Below are 19427 nucleotides of genomic sequence, written 5' to 3'. Positions count from 1 at the left end.
GGCCCCCTACCCCGGCGGCCTCCGAACGGCGCCCGGTGGTAGCACCCAGGGCAGACTGCGAACTCGGCCGGAGACGGACCCCGTCGTCCGCCTCCGCCGCCCATCGGGCCGTCGCACGCCCCCCGCGGGCGTACCGACCCGGCCTCAAGGGCCTCACTCGGGTGAACGGCATCGGCGCATTCACCCTCAAGTTGCTAAAATTCAAAGGCGATCATTCTGACGCTCTGGCAGGAGCTGGTGATCGCGCGACTGGGAAACGCGGCAATTCACGTCCCAGCCCGGCGTCCCGGGCGGCTCTCCTGAGTCGTCCGGGACCATTGAGGTCGCGGCATCTCGAAAAGCTGTCTCTGATCTTCGGCATCGGAGTCGATCATTCAGGCTCCGCCGGCACCATCCTTCCTTGTAAGCCTGCCGAAGGTTTACCCGGCTTCGGCCAGAAAGCCACCTGCAGATGGCAATTGCCATACGAACGTGCCGGTGAGGATTACCTAACGTTCGATCATGGAAACGGTGGGTATGATCGCGGTAAAACCCTCCGCCGCTCCCGAAGCCGCTCCCGGAAGGGGTGCGATGGCCTTGCCGAACCCCACGCTCAGGCAGCGCCAGCTGGCCCAGCGCCTGCGCGAGCTGCGCCACGAGAAGGGGCTCAGCGCGGCGGAGGTCGCCGAACACCTGCTCTGCTCGCCCACCAAGATCAGCAGGATCGAGCGCGGCCAGCGCCCCGCCAGCCTGCGCGACGTCCGGGACCTGTGCCGGCTCTACGGCCTGGCCGAGCCCAAGATGACCGAGCTGATGACCCTGGCCAGGGAGGCCCGCCAGAAGGAATGGTGGCAGACGCTCGAGGACGTCAAGTTCGCGCCCATGCTGGGCCTGGAGGCCGGCGCGACGGCGATCACCGAGTACGTGATCCAGCTCGTGCCGGGGCCGATGCAGACCGAGGACTACGCGAGGGCGGCCATCCGCGGCTGGCTGCCGCGCATCGCGCCCGACATCCTGGAGGAGCGGGTGCGGGCGCGCGGGAAGCGCAAGAGCGAGCTGCTGTTCAGGGCCGACCCGCCGCGCTACTGGGTGCTCCTCGACGAGTCGGTGCTCCACCGCCACGTCGGCAACAGGCAGGTCATGCGGGCCCAGCTCCAGCACATCCTGGAGCTCTCGGAGCTGCCCCACGTCCGCATCCAGGTCATCCCCTTCACCTCGGGGGCGCACATGGGCTTCGACAGCCCGTTCCGCTTCCTGGAGTTCGGCCGTAACTCCGGCATCGCAGACACCGTCTTCGTAGAGCACCAGATGGGTCTTTTCTATCTCGAAAGCGACAAAACGATTAGGCATTTCGAGGAAGTCATCGACCACTTGAGGGCCGAGGCGCTCGGGTTCCAGGAGTCCTTGAACCGTGTCGCTGAAATGCTGACAAAGTTCTCATAAAGTCATATAACAGGCCGACTCGAAACCCCTTTGCCCGCAATCCTCTGGCAATTGCCAGGAGGAAGTGCCAGTCTATGCATGACACTTGAGACGCCGACGAAGCGTCTTCCTTACTGCGTTCCGGTCGTGCCCGAACTCCATCGGGTCGTCACGGCGCTCCTGATAGTGCACGGAGGAGAGAATGTCCACCCGGCCACACTCTGACGCAATTCGCCACTGGCGTACTTCGTCTTTCTGCAACGGTGGTAGTTGCGTCGAGGTAGCCCTGCTCTCCGCCGACACCATAGGCGTCCGCGACAACAAAAACCCTGATGGGCCGGTCATCGTCTTCAACGCGAACGCCTGGAACGCCTTCGTGGGAAGCATCAAGGGAACCCCTCAGGGCTGAGAGCACTATTTTCACGGGCGGCCACCTCATGGGTGGCCGCCCGTCACTTTTGACACCCGTCCCCACTCCCGGTCACCCGCCCATGAATTCGCCTCCGGTATTCGGGGTAAAATGCCCGTCGGCGCAATACCTCTACAGCCGACCCCCAGGAGGTAGTGCATGACTCGCTCGCCTGCTCTCGACCATGCCTACTGGCACAGTTGCAACGGCGGCCAATGCGTCGAAGTCGCCGTGCTGGACGGCAAGGTCTGGGTGCGGGGCAGCCAGGACGCCGACGGCGCCGTCCTGCCGTTCTCGGTTGACGAATGGTCCGACTTCATCCGCGGGGTGAAGGACGGCCGCTTCGACCTCGAACGGCTCGCCCCCGGGGCCTGACCGGCCTCGACGTTCTCACGGGCCCGAATCCGGGTCGATCGGGTTTCAGATCGCACACCCGGGCAATATGCCGACCTCATGGGCGGTTTCAAGCAGTTCTTACTCCGTGGCAACATCGTCGAGCTGGCGGTGGCGGTGATCGTCGGCGCCACCTTCAGCGGGCTCGTCCAGGCGCTGGTCACCGACCTGATCACCCCACTGATCGGCGCCATCACCGGCGGCAGGCAGCCCAACTTCGCCAACTACTCCTTCACCGTCAACGGCAGCGAGTTCAAGTACGGCGACTTCCTCAACCACCTCATCGCGTTCCTGATCATCGCGGCGATCATCTACTGGCTGGTGGTGGTGCCCATGACACGGCTGATCCGGTGGGTGGAGCGGGACAAGAAGTCCTCGACGAAGGAGTGCCCCGAGTGTCTCAGCGAGATCCCGGTGGAGGCGCGGCGGTGCGCCAACTGCACCGTGGAGTTGGTGCCGAACTCGGAAAAACCGGTGTAGCCGCGCGCGGGCCGCGAAGCGGGTCCGACAAGATGGACCGATGAGCGTTGAGTTGATGGTCTGGGACGAGCCGGAGCCGGTCGGCAGGGATCAGGCCCGCGCCACCTACCTGGCGGTCAAGCGCGCAGAGCCGACTGACGGGCCGAGCCACGAGCCCGGCGATGGGCCCGAGGTCGTCAAGGAGCTGCCCGGCGAGGTCCGGCGCTACCCGGACGGTCACGTGCTCGTGTCCATGGACCTCGACAGCATGGACGAGCTGTCCGCGCGGGTCCTCACCATCGCGCGGGCGCACGGCCTGGTGTGTTACGACCCGCAGCGTGACCTCGTGCACAACGTCGCGCCGCTCGGCGTGTACGAGGGCATGCAGCTGCACACCGGCGACGGGATGATCGTGCACGATCCGGACCTGGGGCTGGTCGACGACGTGCTGGGCACGCTGTCGGCTCAAAACCCGTTCGCCGCGCTGGTGAACTTCGGGCAGCACTTCATCCAGGTGTCGCCCGGCTACGAGCTGGAGTACAAGGAAGGGACGCTGATCCGTACGACGGTGGCGGAGCTGGAGGAGGTGCGGCGGGCCTTCCGCGAGTACGCGACCGGCGACCGGTCCTTCCTCACCCGCCACGAGTGGACCCAGTAGCGGATGCGGCAGGATCAGAGCCCATGAGAACTCTCTACCCGCCCGTCGAACCGTACGACTCCGGGCTGCTCGACGTCGGCGACGACAACCAGATCTACTGGGAGACCTGCGGAAACCCGGACGGCAAGCCGGCCGTGATGCTGCACGGCGGGCCGGGCGGCGGGTGCAGCGCCAAGCACCGGCGGCAGTGGGACCCCGAGCGCTACCGGATCGTGCTGTTCGACCAGCGCAACTGCGGCCGGAGCACGCCGCACGCGAGCGACCCGGCCACCGACCTGTCGGCCAACACCACGTGGCACCTGGTGGCCGACATGGAGCGGCTGCGCGAGCACCTCGGCGTCGAGCGGTGGCAGGTGTTCGGCGGCTCGTGGGGCAGCGCGCTGGCGCTCGCCTACGCCGAGACGCATCCGGAGCGGGTGAGCGAGCTGGTGCTGCGCGGCATCTTCACGCTGCGCCCGCAGGAGCTGCGCTGGTTCTACCAGGAGGGGGCGAGCTTCCTGTTCCCCGACCTCTGGCAGGGCTACCTGGCCCCGATCCCCGAGGAGGAGCGCGGCGACCTCGTCGCGGCCTTCCGCAGGCGGCTGGAGGGCGACGACGACGCGGCCCGGCTCGCGGCGGCGAGGGCGTGGGCCCAGTGGGAGGCCGGGACGATCACGCTGCGGCCCGACCCCGCCCTGGTGAGCGAGTTCGGCGAGGACCGGATGGCGGTCGCCTTCGCCAGGATCGAGAACCACTACTTCACCCACGGCGGCTGGTTCGGCCCCGAACAGCTCATCCGGGACGTGGACAAGATCCGCCACCTCCCCGCGGTGATCGTCCAGGGCCGCTACGACGCCTGCACCCCGATGGCGACCGCCTGGGACCTGCACCGGGCGTGGCCGGAGGCCGAGTTCCACGTGGTGGACGACGCCGGGCACGCCTACACCGAGCCCGGCATCCTCGACCGGCTCATCGCGGCGACAGACGCGTTCGCACCAGACGTACGGCAGGGGTGAACGCCCCCACCACCAGCAGCGCGAACAGCGGCGCGAGCGCGGCCCCGAGCAGGAAGCCCACGATCACGTCGTGCGGGTAGTGCACTCCCACGAACACCCGCGAGAACGCCATGACGACGGCCAGCGGGACGACCAGCCACGCCAGGGCACGCCAGACGAGCACGAGCGTGGCCGCCGCGCCCGCCGCGATCACCGAGTGGTTGCTGGGAAAGGACCAGTCGGTGGGCGGCGGGCACGCCGCGATGGTCGTGATCACGCCCCGGCAGGGCCGGTCCTCGCGTACGAGGACCTTGACGACCTCGCTGAGCACGTACGCCAGCACGATCCCGACCGGCCCGGCCATGACCAGGGCCAGGTCGCGCGCCGGCGCCCGCCACGCGCGCAGGAACGCCATCACGAACAGCGCCGCGAACAGGAATAACCCGGCGTCGGTCCCTACCTCTGCGAGCGTGTGCAACCACGCGGGCGTGCTGGAGGCGAAGTCGACGATCTCGCGGTACACCGGTGTCCAATCCGTGAACGGGCAGTGGACACGACCTTAAGGACTCCGGTCGTCGAACGCCTCGACCTTATGGCGGAATGTTGGGAAAAGTCTTCAAGATCAGCTGAGGAGCAGGCTTGTGAGCTGCGCCTGGCGGCTCTCCAGCTCGCCCCGGGTGATCAGGCCGCGGTCGAACGCCTCGGTGGTGGCGTCGCGCTCGGCCACGTAGTAGGCGGCCATGATCTCGCTGCGGAGCGGCGTGAACCCGCGCTCCACGCAGTGGGCGAAGACGGTGACCTTGCGGTCCACCGCCTCGGCGGGAACGGTGCAGGCGAGATCGTGTTCCCGGAGCTCGCGAACCGCCTGACTGAGGGTGACCTGACCGAGGGATCCGTTGAACGTGGTGTCAAGAGTGATCTTCACTGGCTTTGCGCCTCCGCACGTTTACAACGTTCCGCACGATGTCGCGTATTCCCCTGCTCGAAGCGGGTAAGAGGGCATTCGTGATCGGAGAGCACGTGATCGTCGGCTACACCGGCGACCCCGGCGGGCGGGAGGCTCTGGTCCTGGGCGCGGCGATCACTCGGATGACCGGTGGCGAGCTCACGGTGGCGACGATCTACCCGCCCGGGAGCCCCGGGCTGGCCGTCGAGGCACAGGCCAACCTGGCGCACGCGGCCGAGGAGCTGGGGGACGCCCCCGCCGGATACCTCGCCTACGAGAGCCGGGGCAGCGGGCGCGGCCTCGCCGTGCTGGCCAGCCGGATGCGGGCCGACCTCGTCGTGGTCGGCTCGGCGGGCGGCGGGCAGCACGGGCGCATCGCCCTCGGCACCACCGCCGACCACCTGCTCCACCTGTCGCCCGAAGCGGTCATGGTGGCGCCCGCCCAGTACGCCCCGCCCGAGGAGCCCGACCGGCTCACCCTGGCCTACGTGCACCGGCCGCAGTGCGACGCCGCCGTCGAGCGGGTGGCGCAGGCGGCGCTGCGGCTGGGGGTGCCGCTGCGGCTGATCACGTTCGACCTGCGTACCGAGGATCGGAGCAGGCTCAGGGACGATCTCGCGCTCGCCGTCCGGCTGGCGTGGGAGGGCACCGGCATCGAGGCGGAGGCGGAGGTGGCCGAGGGCCACGACGTGGCGACGGCGATGGCCGGCGTCGAGTGGCTGCCCGGCGAGCTGCTGGTCTGCGCGGCCAGCGAGGACGCGCAGCCGCACCGGGTGTTCCTGGGCGAGCTGGCGATGAAGATGCTGCGGGCCTCCCCCTGCCCCGTGACCGTGCTGCCGCGGGGCTTCTCCTAGGCTGCTGCCCGTGCTTGTCGCGCGGGTGATCGTCGTCGCGGTGCTGGCCGCGTTGTCCAGCGTGTACGTCCTGGCCGGCGCGCCGGGCACGGCGCTGGTCTTCGCCGTGCAGTGCCTGCTCACCTTCCGGTCGCGGTCCTTGTGGCTGGTGGCGGTGCAGGCCGTGCTGGTCTGCTGGGTGACGCTGGGCTCGGGGGCGTCGGTCGTGGTGCTCGGCTTCCTGGCCGGGTCGTTGCTGGTCACCCGGTTGTGGGCGGTCGCGCCGCTGGTGGTGTTCGGGGCGGTGGTGATCGCGTACGCGCGGACCGGCGACGTGCCGCGCACGCTCGACCTGGCGGTCACCACGGTGCTGATGACGTTGATCGTCCCCGGGCTCATCCGGCTGGTGCAGCGGGTGGACGAGCTGCACGGCACCCGGCCCGCGCTGGCCGCGGCGGCGGTGGGCGAGGAGCGGCTGCGCATCGCGGCCGAGCTGAACGACGGTCTCGGGCGTGGGCTGGCGATGATCATCGTGGGCGTACGGCGGGCCGTGGCGGCGCCGGCGGGGGCGGGCGAGGTGCTGGGCGCGGTCGTGGTGGAGGCGCGGCGGTCGCTGGCGGAGGCGCGCTCGGCGGCGGCCGGCTACCGGGCGATGTCGCTGGGGCCCGAGCTGACGACGGCCCGGGGCATGCTGGAGGCCGCCGGGGTGGCGGTGGAGGTGCGGGCCGGGCACGAGGAGCCGCTCGGCCCGGCCGGTGCGCTGCTCGCCGCGGTGCTGCGGGAGGCGGTCACGGACGTGGTCCGGCGCGGTGCGGCCCGCACGTGCGTGATCGAGACCGCCGAGGAGGGCGGCCGGGTGCTGCTGCGCGTCCGCGACGACGGCCGCCGCACCGCCGAGGACGGCGACGGCCTGGCGGACCTGGCCGCCCAGGTGCGGGCGGCGGGCGGCGAGCTGACGAGCGACCTGTCCCCGCAGGGCCGCTACACCGTGCGGGCCGCGCTCCCCGCTCCCGAGGCGGGCGGTCCCGACCGGGCCGGGCTGGGCCTCGCGTCGGTGGACGTGTCGGTGTGGCTGCTGGCGGCGGTGCTCGTCGGGTTCAGCCTCAAGGCGCTGCTCCTGATCCCGCCGCACCTGCTCCTCCCGGCCGCCGCGACGCTGGCCGTGATCGTGGTGATGCAGCTCAGGTCGGTGACCGGCCGCCACATGGCGGCCCTGTCCGTGATGGCGGTGCTCACCTTCGCGCCGATCCCGGTCTTCGGCCCGGTGTGGCTGGGCGTGGGCGGGTTCCTGGCGGGCCCGGTGCTGCTGGCCTTCCGGCCCTGGGTGGCCTGGCCGCTGGCCGGTGCGGTCGTCGCGGCCACCGGCGCCGTCGCCGTCCGCCTGGCCCTTCCGCTGCCCGAGTCGGTGAACGTCACGGTGAGCAACCTCGTCACCGGCCTGGTGGTCTACAGCCTGCTCCGCCTGGCCCAGCTCGCCAGGGAGCTGGAGGCGGCGAGGGAGAGCCTCGCCCGTTCGGCGGTCGTCGAGGAGCGTCTGCGCGCGGCCCGCGACCTGCACGACCTCCTGGGCCACAGCCTGGCCGCGATCCTGCTCAAGTGCGAGCTGGCCCGTCGCCTGCCGCCGGAGCGGGCGCGGGCGGAGCTGGCGGACGTCCTCGCCATGGCCGAACGCGCCGAGCACGACCTGCGCGCCGTCTCCGGCGAGCACCGCGACCTGTCGCTCGCCGCCGAGGCGGAGGCGGCGCGCGCGACCCTGGCCGCGGCCGGCGTCGAGGTCACGGCCGAGCTGGCCCACCCGCCGCTGCCGCCCGAGGTGGAGACCGCGCTGAGCGCCGTGCTGCGCGAGGCGGTGACGAACGTCCTGCGGCACAGCCCGGCCGCCCGCCGCTGCTCCGTGTTCACCACCGGCGAGGACGGCCTGGTCCGGCTCACCGTACGCAACGACGGCGCGCGCGCCGTCACGGCCCGCCGCGGCTCCTCCGGCCTCGGCAACCTGACCACCCGCCTGGCCGCGCTCGGCGGCCACCTCACCACGGGCGTCGAGGACGGCTGGTTCGCGCTGGAGGCCCGGGTGCGGGCCTCAGATCCAGCCGCTCTCGCTGGCGATGCGCACGGCGTCGGTACGGTTGCGCGCGTTTAGCTTGGCCACGATGGCCGTGAGGTAGTTGCGCACGGTCCCGGCCGTCAGGTGGAGCCGGGCGGCGATGTCCGGCGCGTCGGCCCCGGCCGCCGCCAGGCGCAGCACGTCGGCCTCGCGCGGCGTGAGCGGGTTGTCCGCGAGGTCCCAGGCGGTGACCGCGAGCGCCTTGTCCAGCACCCGCTCGCCCCTGGCCACCGCCCGGATGGCGGCCACCAGCTCCTCCGGCGGGGCCGTCTTCAGCAGGAACCCGCCGACCTGGGCCGCCAGCGCCCGTTTGAGATGCCCCGGCTTGCCGTAGCCGGTGAGCATGAGCGTGCGGCACGCCGGGACCCTGGCCCGGATCTCGGCGGCGGCGGCCAGGCCGTCGAGCGCGCCCGGCATGTCGATGTCGAGGACGGCCACGTCGGGCCGCCCGACGGCGGCGGCGTCCACGGCGGCCTGCCCTGACTCGACCGCGGACACCACCTCCAGGTCCTCCTCCAGGTCGAGCAGGGCCGCGAGGGCGCCGCGGATCACCGCCTGGTCCTCCGCCAGCAGTACACGAATCACGGCACACCAATGTAGGGGTGTCCGGTTCATGACGACGTCACGGGTGATCGGTGACGGCGTCTCTGGGACGCGCCGCGCCCCGCCGACAGGCTTGAGCACATGACGGATGTGGTGCGGCTGGACGCCGTGAGCAAGGTGTACGGCAAGGGACAGGGCGCGGTGGCCGCCCTGCGCGAGGTGACGGCGAGCATCCCACGCGGGACGTTCACCGCCGTGATGGGCCCTTCGGGATCGGGCAAGAGCACGTTCCTGCACTGCGCGGCCGGGCTGGACGTGCCGTCGTCGGGCTCGGTGCGCCTCGGCGGCACGGAGCTGGCGGGCATGGGCGAGACGGAGCTGACCGAGCTGCGCAGGCGCCGGGTCGGCTTCGTCTTCCAGTCGTTCAACCTGATCCCCGCGCTGGACGTGGTGGAGAACGTCACCTTGCCCCTCCGCCTGGCGGGCGCCCGCGTGGACCGGGAGTGGCTGGCGGAGATCCTGCGCAGGGTCGGGCTGGAGGGCCGCGCCGGGCACCGGCCCGCCCAGTTGTCCGGCGGCCAGCAGCAGCGGGTCGCGATCGCGCGGGCGCTGGTGACGCGGCCGGAGGTGGTGTTCGGTGACGAGCCGACCGGGGCGCTCGACACGATGACCGCCCGCGAGGTGCTGGGCCTGCTGCGGGAGGTGGTGGAGAGCATGGGCCAGACCGTGGTGATGGTGACGCATGATCCGGTGGCGGCCTCGTACGCGGGGAGCGTGCTGTTCCTCGCCGACGGCCGGATCGTGGACGCGATGAGCGCGCCGACCGCCGACAAGGTGGCCGAGCGCATGACCAGGATGGGGGCGTACGCGTGATCGGCCTCGCGGTCAGGACCCTGCGGCACCGCAAGGGCGCCTTCGCGGGCGCGTTCGTGGCGTTGCTGTGCGCGGCGGCGCTGGTGTGCGCGTGCCTCATGCTGCTGGAGACCGGCCTGCGCGGCGCGGTCGCCCCCGAACGGTACGCGGGCACGCCGCTGGTCGTGGCCGCCGACCAGTACGTCAGGCAGAGCGTGGACAAGGGGAAGGGCAAGACGAAGACGAAGGCCAAGCCGCTGACCGAGCGCGCCTGGCTGCCCGCCTCGGCCGCCGCCGAGCTGCGCCGCGCGCCCGGCGTGTCCAAGGTGATCACGGAGGTGACGTTCCCGTTCGGCGGGTTCATCGGGCACGGGTGGGAGTCCGCGGGGCTGACCCCGTTCACGATCGCGGAGGGGCGCGAGCCGCGGGCGGCCGGCGAGGTCGTCGTGGACGCCCGCGCCGGGCTGGCCGTCGGCGGCACGTTGCGCGGGCGGCGCGTGGTGGGCGTGACCGCGCAGGCGCTGCCGAGCCAGGACACGGTCTTTCTCAGCACCGCCGAGGCCCGCAGGCTCGCGGGCCGGCCGGACCTGGTGAGCGCGGTCGGCGTCTTCGCCTCGGGCGACGTGCCCCTCCCGTCGGGCGCGGTGGCCTACACCGGCGACGAGCGCGGGCGGCTGGAGTTCCTGGACGCCGAGCAGGCCAGGGTCTCGCTGATCAGCATGGGCGGCGCGCTGGCAGGGACGTCGCTGCTGGTGGCGATCCTCGTCGTGGTCGGCACGTTCGCGCTGTCGGTGCAGCAGCGGCACCGCGAGCTGGCCCTGCTGCGGGCCGTCGCCGCGACCCCGAAGCAGGTCCGCCGGCTGGTGAGCGGCGAGGCGCTGCTGGTGGGCGTGGCCGCCGGGGCGCTCGGGGCGGGCGCGGGCCTCGGGGTCGGCGTGTGGCTGCACGCCACGTTCGTGGCGCTCGGGACCACTCCGGCGAACCTGCGGCTGGTCGTCAGCCCGTTCCCGCCGCTGGTGGCGTTCCTGGCCACGCTCGGGTCCGCGCTGGTGGCGGCGCGGGTGTCGGCCCGGCGGATCGCGCGCATCCGGCCGGTGGAGGCGCTCGGCGAGGCCGCGCTGGACCGGGGGCGGCTCCCGTGGTGGCGGGCCGTGGCCGGGATCGCCTGTGTGGCGGGCGGGGTGGTGCTGGCGCTGGTGCTGTCGGGGCTGCGGACCGAGGCCGCGGCCACGCCGGTGACGATGCTGACGGCGCTGGTGTGGACGGTCGCCGTGACGCTGCTCGGGCCGCTGCTCGCGCGGGCCGCCGCGCGGGTGCTGCCGCTGCGGGCGGCCGGGGTGAGCGGCTTCCTGGCCGCGCGCAACCTGCGGGCCACGCCTGCGGGGCTGGCCTCGGTGCTGTCGCCGCTGACCCTGCTGGTGGCCATGACGTGCACGATCCTGTTCGCCCCCGCCACGGTGGGGCAGGCGGCGCTGGAACAGGCCGGCGAAGGGCTGCGGGCCGGCCACGTGGTGGTGGGCGCGGACGCGGCGACGGTCGCCGACGTGCCCGGCGTCGAGGCGGTCACCCCGGTGCTGCGCACGACGGTCAGGGTCGGGCTGGACAAGTTCTCGGCGCAGGCGCTCGCCTACGACCCGCGCACCGTGGACCTGGGCGTCACCGAAGGCTCGATGGACCGCTTCGCCGCGGACGGGGTCGCGGTCAGCACGGCGGCCGCCGCCCGGCTCGAAATCGGTGTCGGCGACCCGCTGCGGCTCACGCTCGGCGACGGCACCCCCGCGCGGCTCACGGTGGCCGCGCTCTACGCCCGCGGGCTCGGCTTCGGCGAGCTCACCCTGCCGTACGAGCTGGTCCCCGGGCACGTGGACGACGCCTCGGGCGCCCTGCTCGTGTCGGCGCCCACGCTGGACGCGGACGCGCTCGCGGCGGCGCTGCCGGACGGCGCGGAGCTGTCCGGCGCCTCCGGGCCCAGCGTGGGCGGGGGCGCCAACCAGCAGGCCACGCTCGTCGCCCTCGGGCTGATCATCGCCTTCACCGCGATCGCCGTGGTCAACACCGTGGCCATGGCGACCTCGGGGCGGGTCAGGGAGCTGGCGGCGCTGCGCCTGGCGGGCACCACGAAGCGGCAGGTGCTGCGCATGCTGCGGCTGGAGACGCTGGGCGCGGCGCTGGTGGCGGCGGCGCTGGGCACGGGGATCGCGCTGGTCACGCTGGCGGCGTTCGGGGCGGGCATGACGGGGTCGGCGGTGCCGTACGTGCCGGTGGGGACGTACGCGCTGGTGATCGCCGCCGCGACCGGCCTGGCCCTGCTCGCCACCTCCGTCCCGGCCCGGCTGGCGCTGCGGGTGCGGCCGGCCGCCGCCGTGGCGTCCCGCTGACGGCGAAGGGCCGCCGGGCGGCCCTTCGCGTCAGGCACCGCGCAGGATCCGCTCGTACAGCTCCAGGTAGCGCTCGCCCATCACCGACGGAGAGAAGCGGCGGCGGGCCTCCGCGCGGCACTCCTCCGGATCGATCTCGTCGATCCGCAGCAGCCACTCGGCCAGCTCCTCCTCGGTGTCGGCGAGGAAGCCGGTGCGTCCGTGGTCGATGATCTCCGGCAGGCAGCCGCGGCGCAGCCCGACGGGCGGCACGCCGAGCGCCAGCGCCTCGACGACGGCGGTGCCGCCCGGCTCGTCCCACTGGATGGGGAAGAGCGCGGCCCGCGCCGAGGCGTAGAGCCGGTCACGCTCCTCGCCGCCCACCGCGCCGACCCATCTCACGAGGTCGTGATCCAGGTACGGCGCCACCTGGTCGAGGTGGTAGCGCACGTCGGGGTGGCCGTGCAGCGGATGGTCGGGGTCCTGGGCGACGACGTCCAGCTCGGCCTGGCTGTCCCGGCCGCTGACCGGCCCGGCCAGCACCAGCGGCAGCCCCAGCTTCTGGCAGACGCGGGCAGCCACGTGCTGCCCCTTGAGCCCGCAGACCCGGCCCATGACGATCAGGTGCTCGCCGCGCTCGGCCTCGACCCGCCGGCCGGCGAGCGGCGTCGCCAGGTGGATCGCGCCGAGCGAGGCGGCGCGCAGGGCCTCGGGGGCGCGGGCGAGCTGCGACTCCGAGACGCCGTTCACCTTGATCGAGGACGGGAACGCGCCGTAGAAGTGAGGATGTTTGCGCAGGTCCCAGTGGAGGGTGTGGAGGACGGGCGGCCCGCCGTACGCCGCCAGCACCGCCGGCCCCACCACCTCCAGGTGATCGTGGACGAGGTCGATGTCGTCGCGCCCGCGCAGCTCGGCGACGATCCGCGCCTGATGGGCGTGCGCGATGCCCATGACCTGGTTGTACGGCTTCTGCAGCTCGCCGAACTGACCGTCGTCGAAGACGCTGATCAGCTCGTCCACCTCTAAGTCGCTGCTCCCGACGGTGGCGAGGACCACCCGCACGCCGCGCTCGCGCAGCGCGGGCACCAGCGTGGCCACGACGTTCTCGATCCCGCCGTAGCCGGGGGGCGGGACGGTGAGCCACGGCCCCGCGTTCATGAGGACCTTCACGCGCGATCCTCCTCCAGCACGGAGGCGAGCGGGGGACGCTCGGCCACGGCCACGTCCACCAGCCCGGCGTCGCCGTCGAGGCCCCACTGCAGCAGCGTGTGCGCGGGCGGCTCGGACGCCATCACCCGGCCCTGGCCCTCCAGCCGGGACCAGGCGGTGAGCATGATCTGCCCGGCCATCCGGCCGAGCGCGCTCATGTCCTGGTGGGTGTGGGTACGGTGACCGAGATCGACCTGGGCCATGGCGTCCAGGCCGACGAGGTCGAGCAGGTCCACCAGCAGGCCGAACTCGACGCCGTACTCGGTCACGAAGGGCACCTGTTCGAGCACGGCGCGGCGGGCGGCGTACTCGCCGCCGAGCGGCTGCGCGAACCCGGCCAGCTCGGGCCAGAACAGGTTGATGAGCGGGCGGGCGACCAGCTCGGTGACGCGCCCGCCGCCGCCCCGCTGGGGGACGCCGTCCGCGCCGATGTAGGGCCGCTCGTAGGTGGCCTTGACGAAGTGGACGCCGGCGTCGACCAGCAGCGGCCCGACCAGCCCCGCGATGTAGTGCGCGCCGAAGCTGCGCAGGTCGGCGTCCACGAACACGACGATGTCGCCGCTGCTCGCGGCCAGCCCCTTCCACAGGGCCTCCCCCTTGCCGGTCAGCGGGGGCAGGTGGGAGAGCACGTCGTTCTGCGCCACGACGCGGGCGCCCGCCGCGCGGGCCCGCTCGGCGGTCGCGTCGGTGGAGTTGGAGTCGACGACCAGGATCTCGTCGACGAGGGGCGCCCGCTCGACGAGCTCCCTGCGGATGACGGTGACGATGTCGCCGACCGTGCTCTCCTCGTCGCGAGCAGGCAGCACGACGCTCACCGTGGTGGTTCCCTTGGCCAGCATTAAGGCGTCGACGGGCCATTCGGCGGCAGTGCTCGAATGGGGGCCGTACCACTCCTGGACCCTGGACAAGGCTCGCACATCTGTTTTCATGCAGTCAGCCCCGTTCTCATGAGGACCCGCAACCTGCCCGTCCTATGCGCTTCCGAACATATTTGTTTGATAGCAACTGAACGTGGCATATGCGGGGGTGTGCCCCCACTGACCCGAGTCGGCATCGTAGGTGCCGGAAATGTCGCCGCCCGTCACGCAGACGTCCTGTCCGGGTTCTCCGATGTCACGATCGCCGGGATCGCCGACACGGATCTCGCGAAGGCCGAGGCTCTCGCCTCACGGCATGGCTCCCCCGCCTATGGCAGCCACGCGGACCTGCTCAGTGCCGGCCGTCTCGATGCGGTCTATGTTTGCGTGCCTCCTTTCGCGCACGGTAACCCCGAACTGGATGTTTTGTCGTCCGACCTGCCGCTTTTCGTGGAAAAACCACTATCTTTGGACCTCCGAACCGCGGAAACCATCGCGGCCGAAATCGACCGTAGATCTCTTCCGTCCGCGGTCGGCCATCACTGGCGTTATCTCGACGTCCTCGACCGGGCCACGGAACTGCTGGCCGGCCGCCCCGTACGGCTCGCGATCGGCCACTGGCTGGACAAGGTCCCGCCGGTCGGCTGGTGGCTGCGGCGGGACCTGTCCGGCGGCCAGGTCGTCGAGCAGGCCGTGCACGTCCTGGACCTGGCGCGGGTGCTGGTCGGCGAGGTCACGATGGTGCACGCGGTGGCCTCGGGCGAGGCGCCCGACGGCGAGGTGGACCGGGCGGGCGCCGCCGTCCTGCGCTTCGCCGGCGGCGCGGCCGGGCTGCTCGCCACCTCCTGCCTGCTCACCCGCAAGCACCGGGTGGGGCTGGAGGTCTGCGCCGACGGCATCGCCCTGGAGCTCTCCGAGACCCACCTGGTGGTGGACGGCGAGCGGGTGATCGAGGACGACGGCCGCGCGAAGACCCTCGTGGACCGCGCGTTCATCGACGCCGTGCAGGGCAAGGACGCGGACGTACGGGCCACGTACCGCGAGGCCCTGCGGACCCACCGCCTGGCCCTGGCCCTCGCACAGTCGGCCGCCGAGGGAGGGCCGGTGACGCTCGATGGGTGAGGTGCTCACGATCGAGGCTCCCGGCAGGGTCGCGCTGGTCGAGGAGAAGCTGCCCGAAGTCCCCGAGGGCGGGTTCAGGGTGGCGACGGCGTACAGCGGCGTCTCCGCCGGGACCGAGCTGACCTACGTCAAGGGCGACAACCCCTACCTGAACGCCACCTTCGACCGCGAGCTCGGCCTGTTCGTGCCGGGCACGCCGTCGATCGAGTACCCGGTGCGCGGCATCGGCTACATGCAGGTCGGCCAGGTGGTGGAGACCCGGACCACGGCCGTGCGCGAGGGCGCGCGGGTCGCCATGGCGTACGGGCACCGCACCGCGTACGTCGCCGATCCGCTCGCCGACCGCTTCGTCGAGCTGCCGGAAGACCTCGACCCGCTGCTCGGCGTCTACGTCGCCCACATGGGCCCCATCTGCGCCAACGGCCTGCTGCACGCCGCCCACGACCTGTACGGCCCGGCCGCGCGGCGGCTCGGCGACGGCGTGCACGGCCGGCGGGTCGTGGTCGTGGGCGCGGGCGTGGTCGGCCTGCTGGTGGCCTGCTTCGCGATGCACGGCGGCGCGGCCGAGGTCGTCGTCGTGGACGAGACCCCGGCCAGGCTGGAGGTAGCCGCGGCCCTGGGCGCGGACGTCCTGGCCGCTTCCCAAGACGACACGGATGACGACCCGGCGGTGACGTTGAAGCGGCGCTGGCGGCACGGCCCGCAGGACCGGGGCGCGGACGTGGTGTTCCAGTGCCGCGGCCGGGCCCGCGCGCTCGCCCTCGGGCTGCGCCTGCTCCGCCCCCAGGGCACGCTGGTGGACCTGGCCTTCTACACCGAGGGCGCGGGCGAGGTGCGGCTCGGCGAGGAGTTCCACCACAACGGCCTGTCGGTGCGCTGCGCGCAGATCGGCCGGGTGCCGCGCGGGCTGGCGCACGCCTGGGACAGGGAGCGGCTGTCGTACGAGACGATCGGCCTGCTCAGGGAGTGGGGCCCGCGCCTACGCCGGCACCTGGTCACCGATGTCGTCGGCTTCCGTGACGCTCCCCTGCTCCTCGGCGACCTCGCCGCCCGGCGGCGTCAGAGCCTCCAGGCCGTGCTCCGCCACGAGGTCGAGGAGGAGGGCGGCTGACCAGCTGAAGTCCGAGCAGCCGTGGCCGCGCAGGGTGAACGGGTCGAAGTACTCGCGAAAGCCCGACCGGGCGATCACCCGGACGATGCCCTCGGCGACCGGCCGGGCCAACTCGGGGCGGTGCTCGCTGAGCCCCTGCCAGATCAGCCAGCTCAGGTTGACCCAGCTCGGCCCGCGCCAGTAGCGCACGGGGTCGAAGTCGGGCGCGGCGGGCGAGAAGCTGGGCAGTACGCCGTCCTTGAGCGCGAACCGGTCGAGCGCGGTCGAGATCAGCCGTTCGACGACGTCGCCCGGCAGGCCGGGCAGCAGGAGCGGGGTGAGGCCGGCGGCGCTGTCGGAGCGGATCATCCGGCCGGCGACCAGGTCGCGGGGCTGGAAGAGCGCGCCGTCCCACAGGTGCTCGACCATGGCGGCGGTGACGGCGGCGGCCTCGTGCCGGTGCGGCTCGGGGTCGAGGCCGAGCTCGGCGGCGATCAGTGCGAGCACGTGCTCGGCCTGGCCGTAGGCGGCGTTGAACAGCGGGTCCTCGACCTGGAACGCGCCGGGGCTGAGGTAGCCGGAGTCGCGGTAGGCCCTGGCGAGGGCGACGTAACGTTCGTAGTCGCGGTCGGTGGGCCGCTCGTCGGCGTCGACGGTGCCGAGGTCGCGCCGGACGTAGCCGGTGGGGCGGTCGTGCACGGCGTGCAGCGGCTGGTCCCAGGCCGGGCTGTTGTCCATGCCCGACTCCCACGGGTGCACGATGGCGATCAGGCCCTCGGGCGAGCGCCGGGCCGCGCGCAGGAACTCCTGCTGGGCCACGAGCTTGGGGTAGACGCGGCGCAGGAACGCCGGGTCGGGCTCGGCCAGGTGGGTCCTCCACGCGGCCAGGGCGTGCACCGGCGGCTGGACGATGCCGGAGGTCGAGGTGCCGGAGGGCGCGCGGACCTGCCAGAAGTCGGGGCCGGGGAAGTAGGCGCCGTCGGGCACCCGGGGGTTGAACACGATGTGCGGCACCCGGCCGTCGCGCCACTGCGCGCCGAGGAGGCTGAGCAGCTCGGCCCGGCCGCGCCGCGGCGACCAGCGGGAGTGGCCGATGGCGATGAAGGCGGAGTCCCAGCTCCACTGGTGGGGGTACAGCCGGCGGGAGGGGACCGTGTGGTTGCCGTCCCAGTTCGACACCAGGACGCGCACGGCCTCGCGCGGGATCACAGGAACTTCCGTACGAACGCCGCGGTCTGCGGGAGCACGACCTCGGGCTCGCCGCGCAGGCGGCATTCGAGCGCGAGGTAGCCGTCGTAGCCGTAGGCGTCGAGGGTGGCGAGCTGGGCGCCCCAGTCGAGGTGGCCGGTGCCCGGCTGGTGCCGGTTGGACTCGCTGATCTGCATGTGGGCGAGGTAGGGGGCGGCCTCGGCCAGCGCGCGGCAGGGGTCGTCCTCCTCGATGTTCATGTGGTAGGTGTCGCCGACGACCCTGACGGAGTCCATGGCGCAGTACGAGACCGCGTCCGCGAGGGTGTTGACCATGTGGTTCTCGTACCGGTTGAGCGGTTCGAGCATGATCAGGACGCCGTTGCGCTGCGCGTGCTCGCCGAGGACGCCGAGCGCCTCGGTCAGCACCTCGCGGTCCTCCTCGGCGCTGCGCGGCGGCTCGAACGGCGGCAGCCGGAGCGAGAACTGCCCCCAGGAGGCGGGGGTCATGACGCCGATGCCGCCGAGCTCGCCGATGACGGTGAGCTGCGAGCGGAGCTGCTGGATCGCGTCCTTGCGCTTGGCGGGGTCGAAGTCGCCGATGAAGTGCGGCATGTCCACGCAGACCGTCGGCATGACGACGCCGTCGGCCAGCGCCCGCTTGAGCTCGGTGAGCCGGCCGGCGAAGTGGAAGTCGCCCTTGCCGCGCAGCTCGATCGCGTCGAAGCCGGCCTCCACGGCGAAGGCGAACTTCTCCTGCAGGGAGCGGCCGGGCAAGAGTTGCTCCTGGACGGCGAGCTTCACGGTCACTCCTCGAATCGGAAGACGAGCTGGAGCACCTCGGACTGGTGCTTGTCGAGCAGGTCGAACGCCTCGGCCGCCCGCTCGACGGGGACGACGTGGGTGATCAGCTCGGCGACCTCGACCTCGCCGCGGTGCACGAGCTCCATGAAGGTGCGCTGCAGCCGTTCGACGTCCCAGCGGTGGCTGAGCCAGGAGGCGACGCCGCCGATCTGGGAGGAGACGAGCTGGACCTGGTTGTGGTGGAACTCCTCGCCGAGCCGCAGGCCGACGCCGTCGCCCTGGTAGAACCCGGCGGCCACGACCCGGCCGCCCCTGCGGACGGTCCTGATGGCCTCGTGCAGCCCGAGGTGGGTGCCGCTGAGCTCGATGACGGTGTCGGCGCCCGCGATGCGCTTGCGCGTGAACTCGGCGACCGAGCCGCCGCGCACGTCGAAGGTCTCGGCCGCGCCGAACCTCCTGGCCAGCTCCAGTCGGTCGGGGATGGCGTCGGCGGCGACCACGCGGGCGCCGCTGAGCACGGCGAGGCGGGTGGCCAGCAGGCCGATGACGCCCTGGCCGAAGATCGCGACCTGGTCGCCGAGATGGATGTCGGCGGCGTGCACGGCGTTGAGCGCGATGGCGCCGACGCGGGCGAAGACGCCGCCGAGCGGGTCGGCGCCGGGCGGCAGCAGGTGCCCGACCAGCTTCTCGGCCGGGACGACGGCCTCGGCCCGGTGGCCCCAGATGCCCCACACGAGGCTGCCGACGGGCGGGTCGGCGACGTCGGGCGCCGCCTCCACCACCTCGCCGACCTCCTGGTAGCCCCAGCCGCTCAGGGGGTAGGCGTGGGTGCGGCCCTCGACGAAGAGGCGGCGCTCGGTGTCCCACTTGCGGTTGAGGTAGGGGTTGGTTCCGCGGTAGGCGGTGAGCTCGGTGCCTGCCGAGACGCCTGAGTAGATCGTCCGGACCCGGACGGAGCCGGGGACGATCTCGGCGGGAGTTTCCAGGCCGACGCGGACACGGCCCGGCTCCTCGAACGTGATGACGCGCATTCCCCACACTTACGCTTAATGATCAAACAGAAGTAGAAGCTTTATTGGTCTTTTGCACACGATAGTTGCGCCCGTAACCGGCGTAAGTCTACGGCTTCCGCGCGATGCGGCTGAGGTAATTGGGGTTTCTGACCGCGTGTCTTGTGGAAAGCGACCTTACCGGTCCCGGCGTGGCGTGGCGGACGTTGCGGCAACTGC

Annotated in this window: 19 protein-coding genes and 1 pseudogene; 12 read left to right on the top strand and 8 right to left on the bottom strand. The window is 72.2% G+C overall.

The features are described from left to right. The first annotated feature begins 570 nt into the window (after positions 1-570). From BMW85_RS36160 to pip, 6 genes are all read left to right on the top strand, one after another. Entirely contained in the window at positions 571-1422 is an 852-nt protein-coding gene (locus tag BMW85_RS36160) for a helix-turn-helix domain-containing protein (RefSeq protein ID WP_091090737.1), read from the top strand. Positions 1423-1603: 181 nt separating this feature from the next. Then, positions 1604-1810 (top strand): DUF397 domain-containing protein, encoded by a 207-nt coding sequence (locus BMW85_RS36155; RefSeq protein ID WP_091090736.1) that lies wholly within the window; start codon positions 1604-1606, stop codon positions 1808-1810. A 159-nt stretch (positions 1811-1969) separates the two neighbouring features. Further along, entirely contained in the window at positions 1970-2185 is a 216-nt protein-coding gene (locus BMW85_RS36150) for a DUF397 domain-containing protein (RefSeq protein ID WP_091090733.1), read from the top strand. Between the two features lie 78 nt (positions 2186-2263). After that, entirely contained in the window at positions 2264-2683 is a 420-nt protein-coding gene (mscL, locus tag BMW85_RS36145; RefSeq protein WP_091090732.1) for a large conductance mechanosensitive channel protein MscL, read from the top strand. Positions 2684-2723: 40 nt separating this feature from the next. Next, positions 2724-3320 (top strand): hypothetical protein, encoded by a 597-nt coding sequence (locus BMW85_RS36140; RefSeq protein WP_245775264.1) that lies wholly within the window; start codon positions 2724-2726, stop codon positions 3318-3320. Positions 3321-3343: 23 nt separating this feature from the next. Further along, positions 3344-4315 (top strand): prolyl aminopeptidase, encoded by a 972-nt coding sequence (pip, locus tag BMW85_RS36135; protein WP_091090727.1) that lies wholly within the window; start codon positions 3344-3346, stop codon positions 4313-4315. Here pip and BMW85_RS36130 read toward each other — a convergent pair. Next, positions 4269-4817 (bottom strand): phosphatase PAP2 family protein, encoded by a 549-nt coding sequence (locus BMW85_RS36130; protein ID WP_091090725.1) that lies wholly within the window; start codon positions 4815-4817, stop codon positions 4269-4271. The two genes, pip and BMW85_RS36130, sit on opposite strands and share 47 nt — an antisense overlap. Before the next feature lie 99 nt (positions 4818-4916). Beyond that, entirely contained in the window at positions 4917-5219 is a 303-nt protein-coding gene (locus BMW85_RS36125; protein WP_091090723.1) for a hypothetical protein, read from the bottom strand. Positions 5220-5299: 80 nt separating this feature from the next. On the opposite strand from BMW85_RS36125, the gene BMW85_RS36120 reads away from it, so the two are divergent. Then, a complete protein-coding gene (locus BMW85_RS36120; protein ID WP_245775263.1) occupies positions 5300-6094 on the top strand; it encodes a universal stress protein in 795 nt (264 codons plus the stop codon). 10 nt (positions 6095-6104) lie between these two features. Beyond that, the gene (locus tag BMW85_RS36115; protein ID WP_218156088.1) at positions 6105-8213 is read left to right on the top strand and encodes a sensor histidine kinase; all 2109 of its coding nucleotides are present in this window, start codon (positions 6105-6107) and stop codon (positions 8211-8213) included. Here BMW85_RS36115 and BMW85_RS36110 read toward each other — a convergent pair. Further along, positions 8154-8762 carry a response regulator transcription factor gene (locus tag BMW85_RS36110; RefSeq protein WP_177241064.1) on the bottom strand — a complete coding sequence of 203 codons (609 nt, stop codon included), beginning with the start codon at positions 8760-8762 and terminating at the stop codon, positions 8154-8156. The genes BMW85_RS36115 and BMW85_RS36110 overlap by 60 nt on opposite strands. A gap of 99 nt (positions 8763-8861) precedes the next feature. Between BMW85_RS36110 and BMW85_RS36105 the strand changes: the two genes are divergently transcribed. Both BMW85_RS36105 and BMW85_RS36100 read left to right on the top strand, forming a co-directional pair. Then, entirely contained in the window at positions 8862-9593 is a 732-nt protein-coding gene (locus BMW85_RS36105; protein WP_177241063.1) for an ABC transporter ATP-binding protein, read from the top strand. Beyond that, positions 9590-11950 (top strand): ABC transporter permease, encoded by a 2361-nt coding sequence (locus BMW85_RS36100; protein WP_091090719.1) that lies wholly within the window; start codon positions 9590-9592, stop codon positions 11948-11950. Before BMW85_RS36105 ends, BMW85_RS36100 begins: the two co-directional genes overlap by 4 nt. Positions 11951-11980: 30 nt before the next feature. On the opposite strand, the gene BMW85_RS36095 is transcribed toward BMW85_RS36100, so the two are convergent. Both BMW85_RS36095 and BMW85_RS36090 read right to left on the bottom strand, forming a co-directional pair. After that, the gene (locus tag BMW85_RS36095) at positions 11981-13099 is read right to left on the bottom strand and encodes a glycosyltransferase (RefSeq protein WP_218156087.1); all 1119 of its coding nucleotides are present in this window, start codon (positions 13097-13099) and stop codon (positions 11981-11983) included. Beyond that, on the bottom strand, positions 13096-14067 hold the full coding sequence (locus BMW85_RS36090; RefSeq protein WP_091090717.1) for a glucosyl-3-phosphoglycerate synthase: 972 nt from the start codon (positions 14065-14067) through the stop codon (positions 13096-13098). The genes BMW85_RS36095 and BMW85_RS36090 overlap by 4 nt, the downstream gene beginning before the upstream one ends. Between BMW85_RS36090 and BMW85_RS36085 the strand changes: the two genes are divergently transcribed. Then, positions 14014-15117, top strand: a complete 1104-nt coding sequence (locus BMW85_RS36085; protein ID WP_342743477.1) for a Gfo/Idh/MocA family protein — start codon at positions 14014-14016, stop codon at positions 15115-15117. The genes BMW85_RS36090 and BMW85_RS36085 overlap by 54 nt on opposite strands. After that, positions 15110-16228, top strand: a complete 1119-nt coding sequence (locus tag BMW85_RS36080; protein WP_091090713.1) for a zinc-binding dehydrogenase — start codon at positions 15110-15112, stop codon at positions 16226-16228. Before BMW85_RS36085 ends, BMW85_RS36080 begins: the two co-directional genes overlap by 8 nt. 9 nt (positions 16229-16237) lie before the next feature. Here BMW85_RS36080 and BMW85_RS52675 read toward each other — a convergent pair. The 3 genes and pseudogenes from BMW85_RS52675 to BMW85_RS36065 all read right to left on the bottom strand — a co-directional run. Beyond that, positions 16238-17482 (bottom strand): annotated as a pseudogene (locus tag BMW85_RS52675) (MGH1-like glycoside hydrolase domain-containing protein); the annotation flags it as partial. After that, positions 17413-18198: a sugar phosphate isomerase/epimerase family protein gene (locus tag BMW85_RS36070; RefSeq protein ID WP_091090711.1), complete on the bottom strand. Its 786-nt coding sequence runs from the start codon at positions 18196-18198 to the stop codon at positions 17413-17415. The pseudogene BMW85_RS52675 and the gene BMW85_RS36070, both read right to left, overlap by 70 nt. 2 nt (positions 18199-18200) lie before the next feature. Continuing rightward, the gene (locus BMW85_RS36065; protein ID WP_091090708.1) at positions 18201-19229 is read right to left on the bottom strand and encodes a zinc-dependent alcohol dehydrogenase; all 1029 of its coding nucleotides are present in this window, start codon (positions 19227-19229) and stop codon (positions 18201-18203) included. Positions 19230-19427 lie beyond the last annotated feature (198 nt).

Source organism: Nonomuraea wenchangensis (genome assembly GCF_900111685.1).
GTDB classification, from domain to species: domain Bacteria; phylum Actinomycetota; class Actinomycetes; order Streptosporangiales; family Streptosporangiaceae; genus Nonomuraea; species Nonomuraea wenchangensis.
This window is presented reverse-complemented; position numbering and strand designations above follow the sequence as displayed.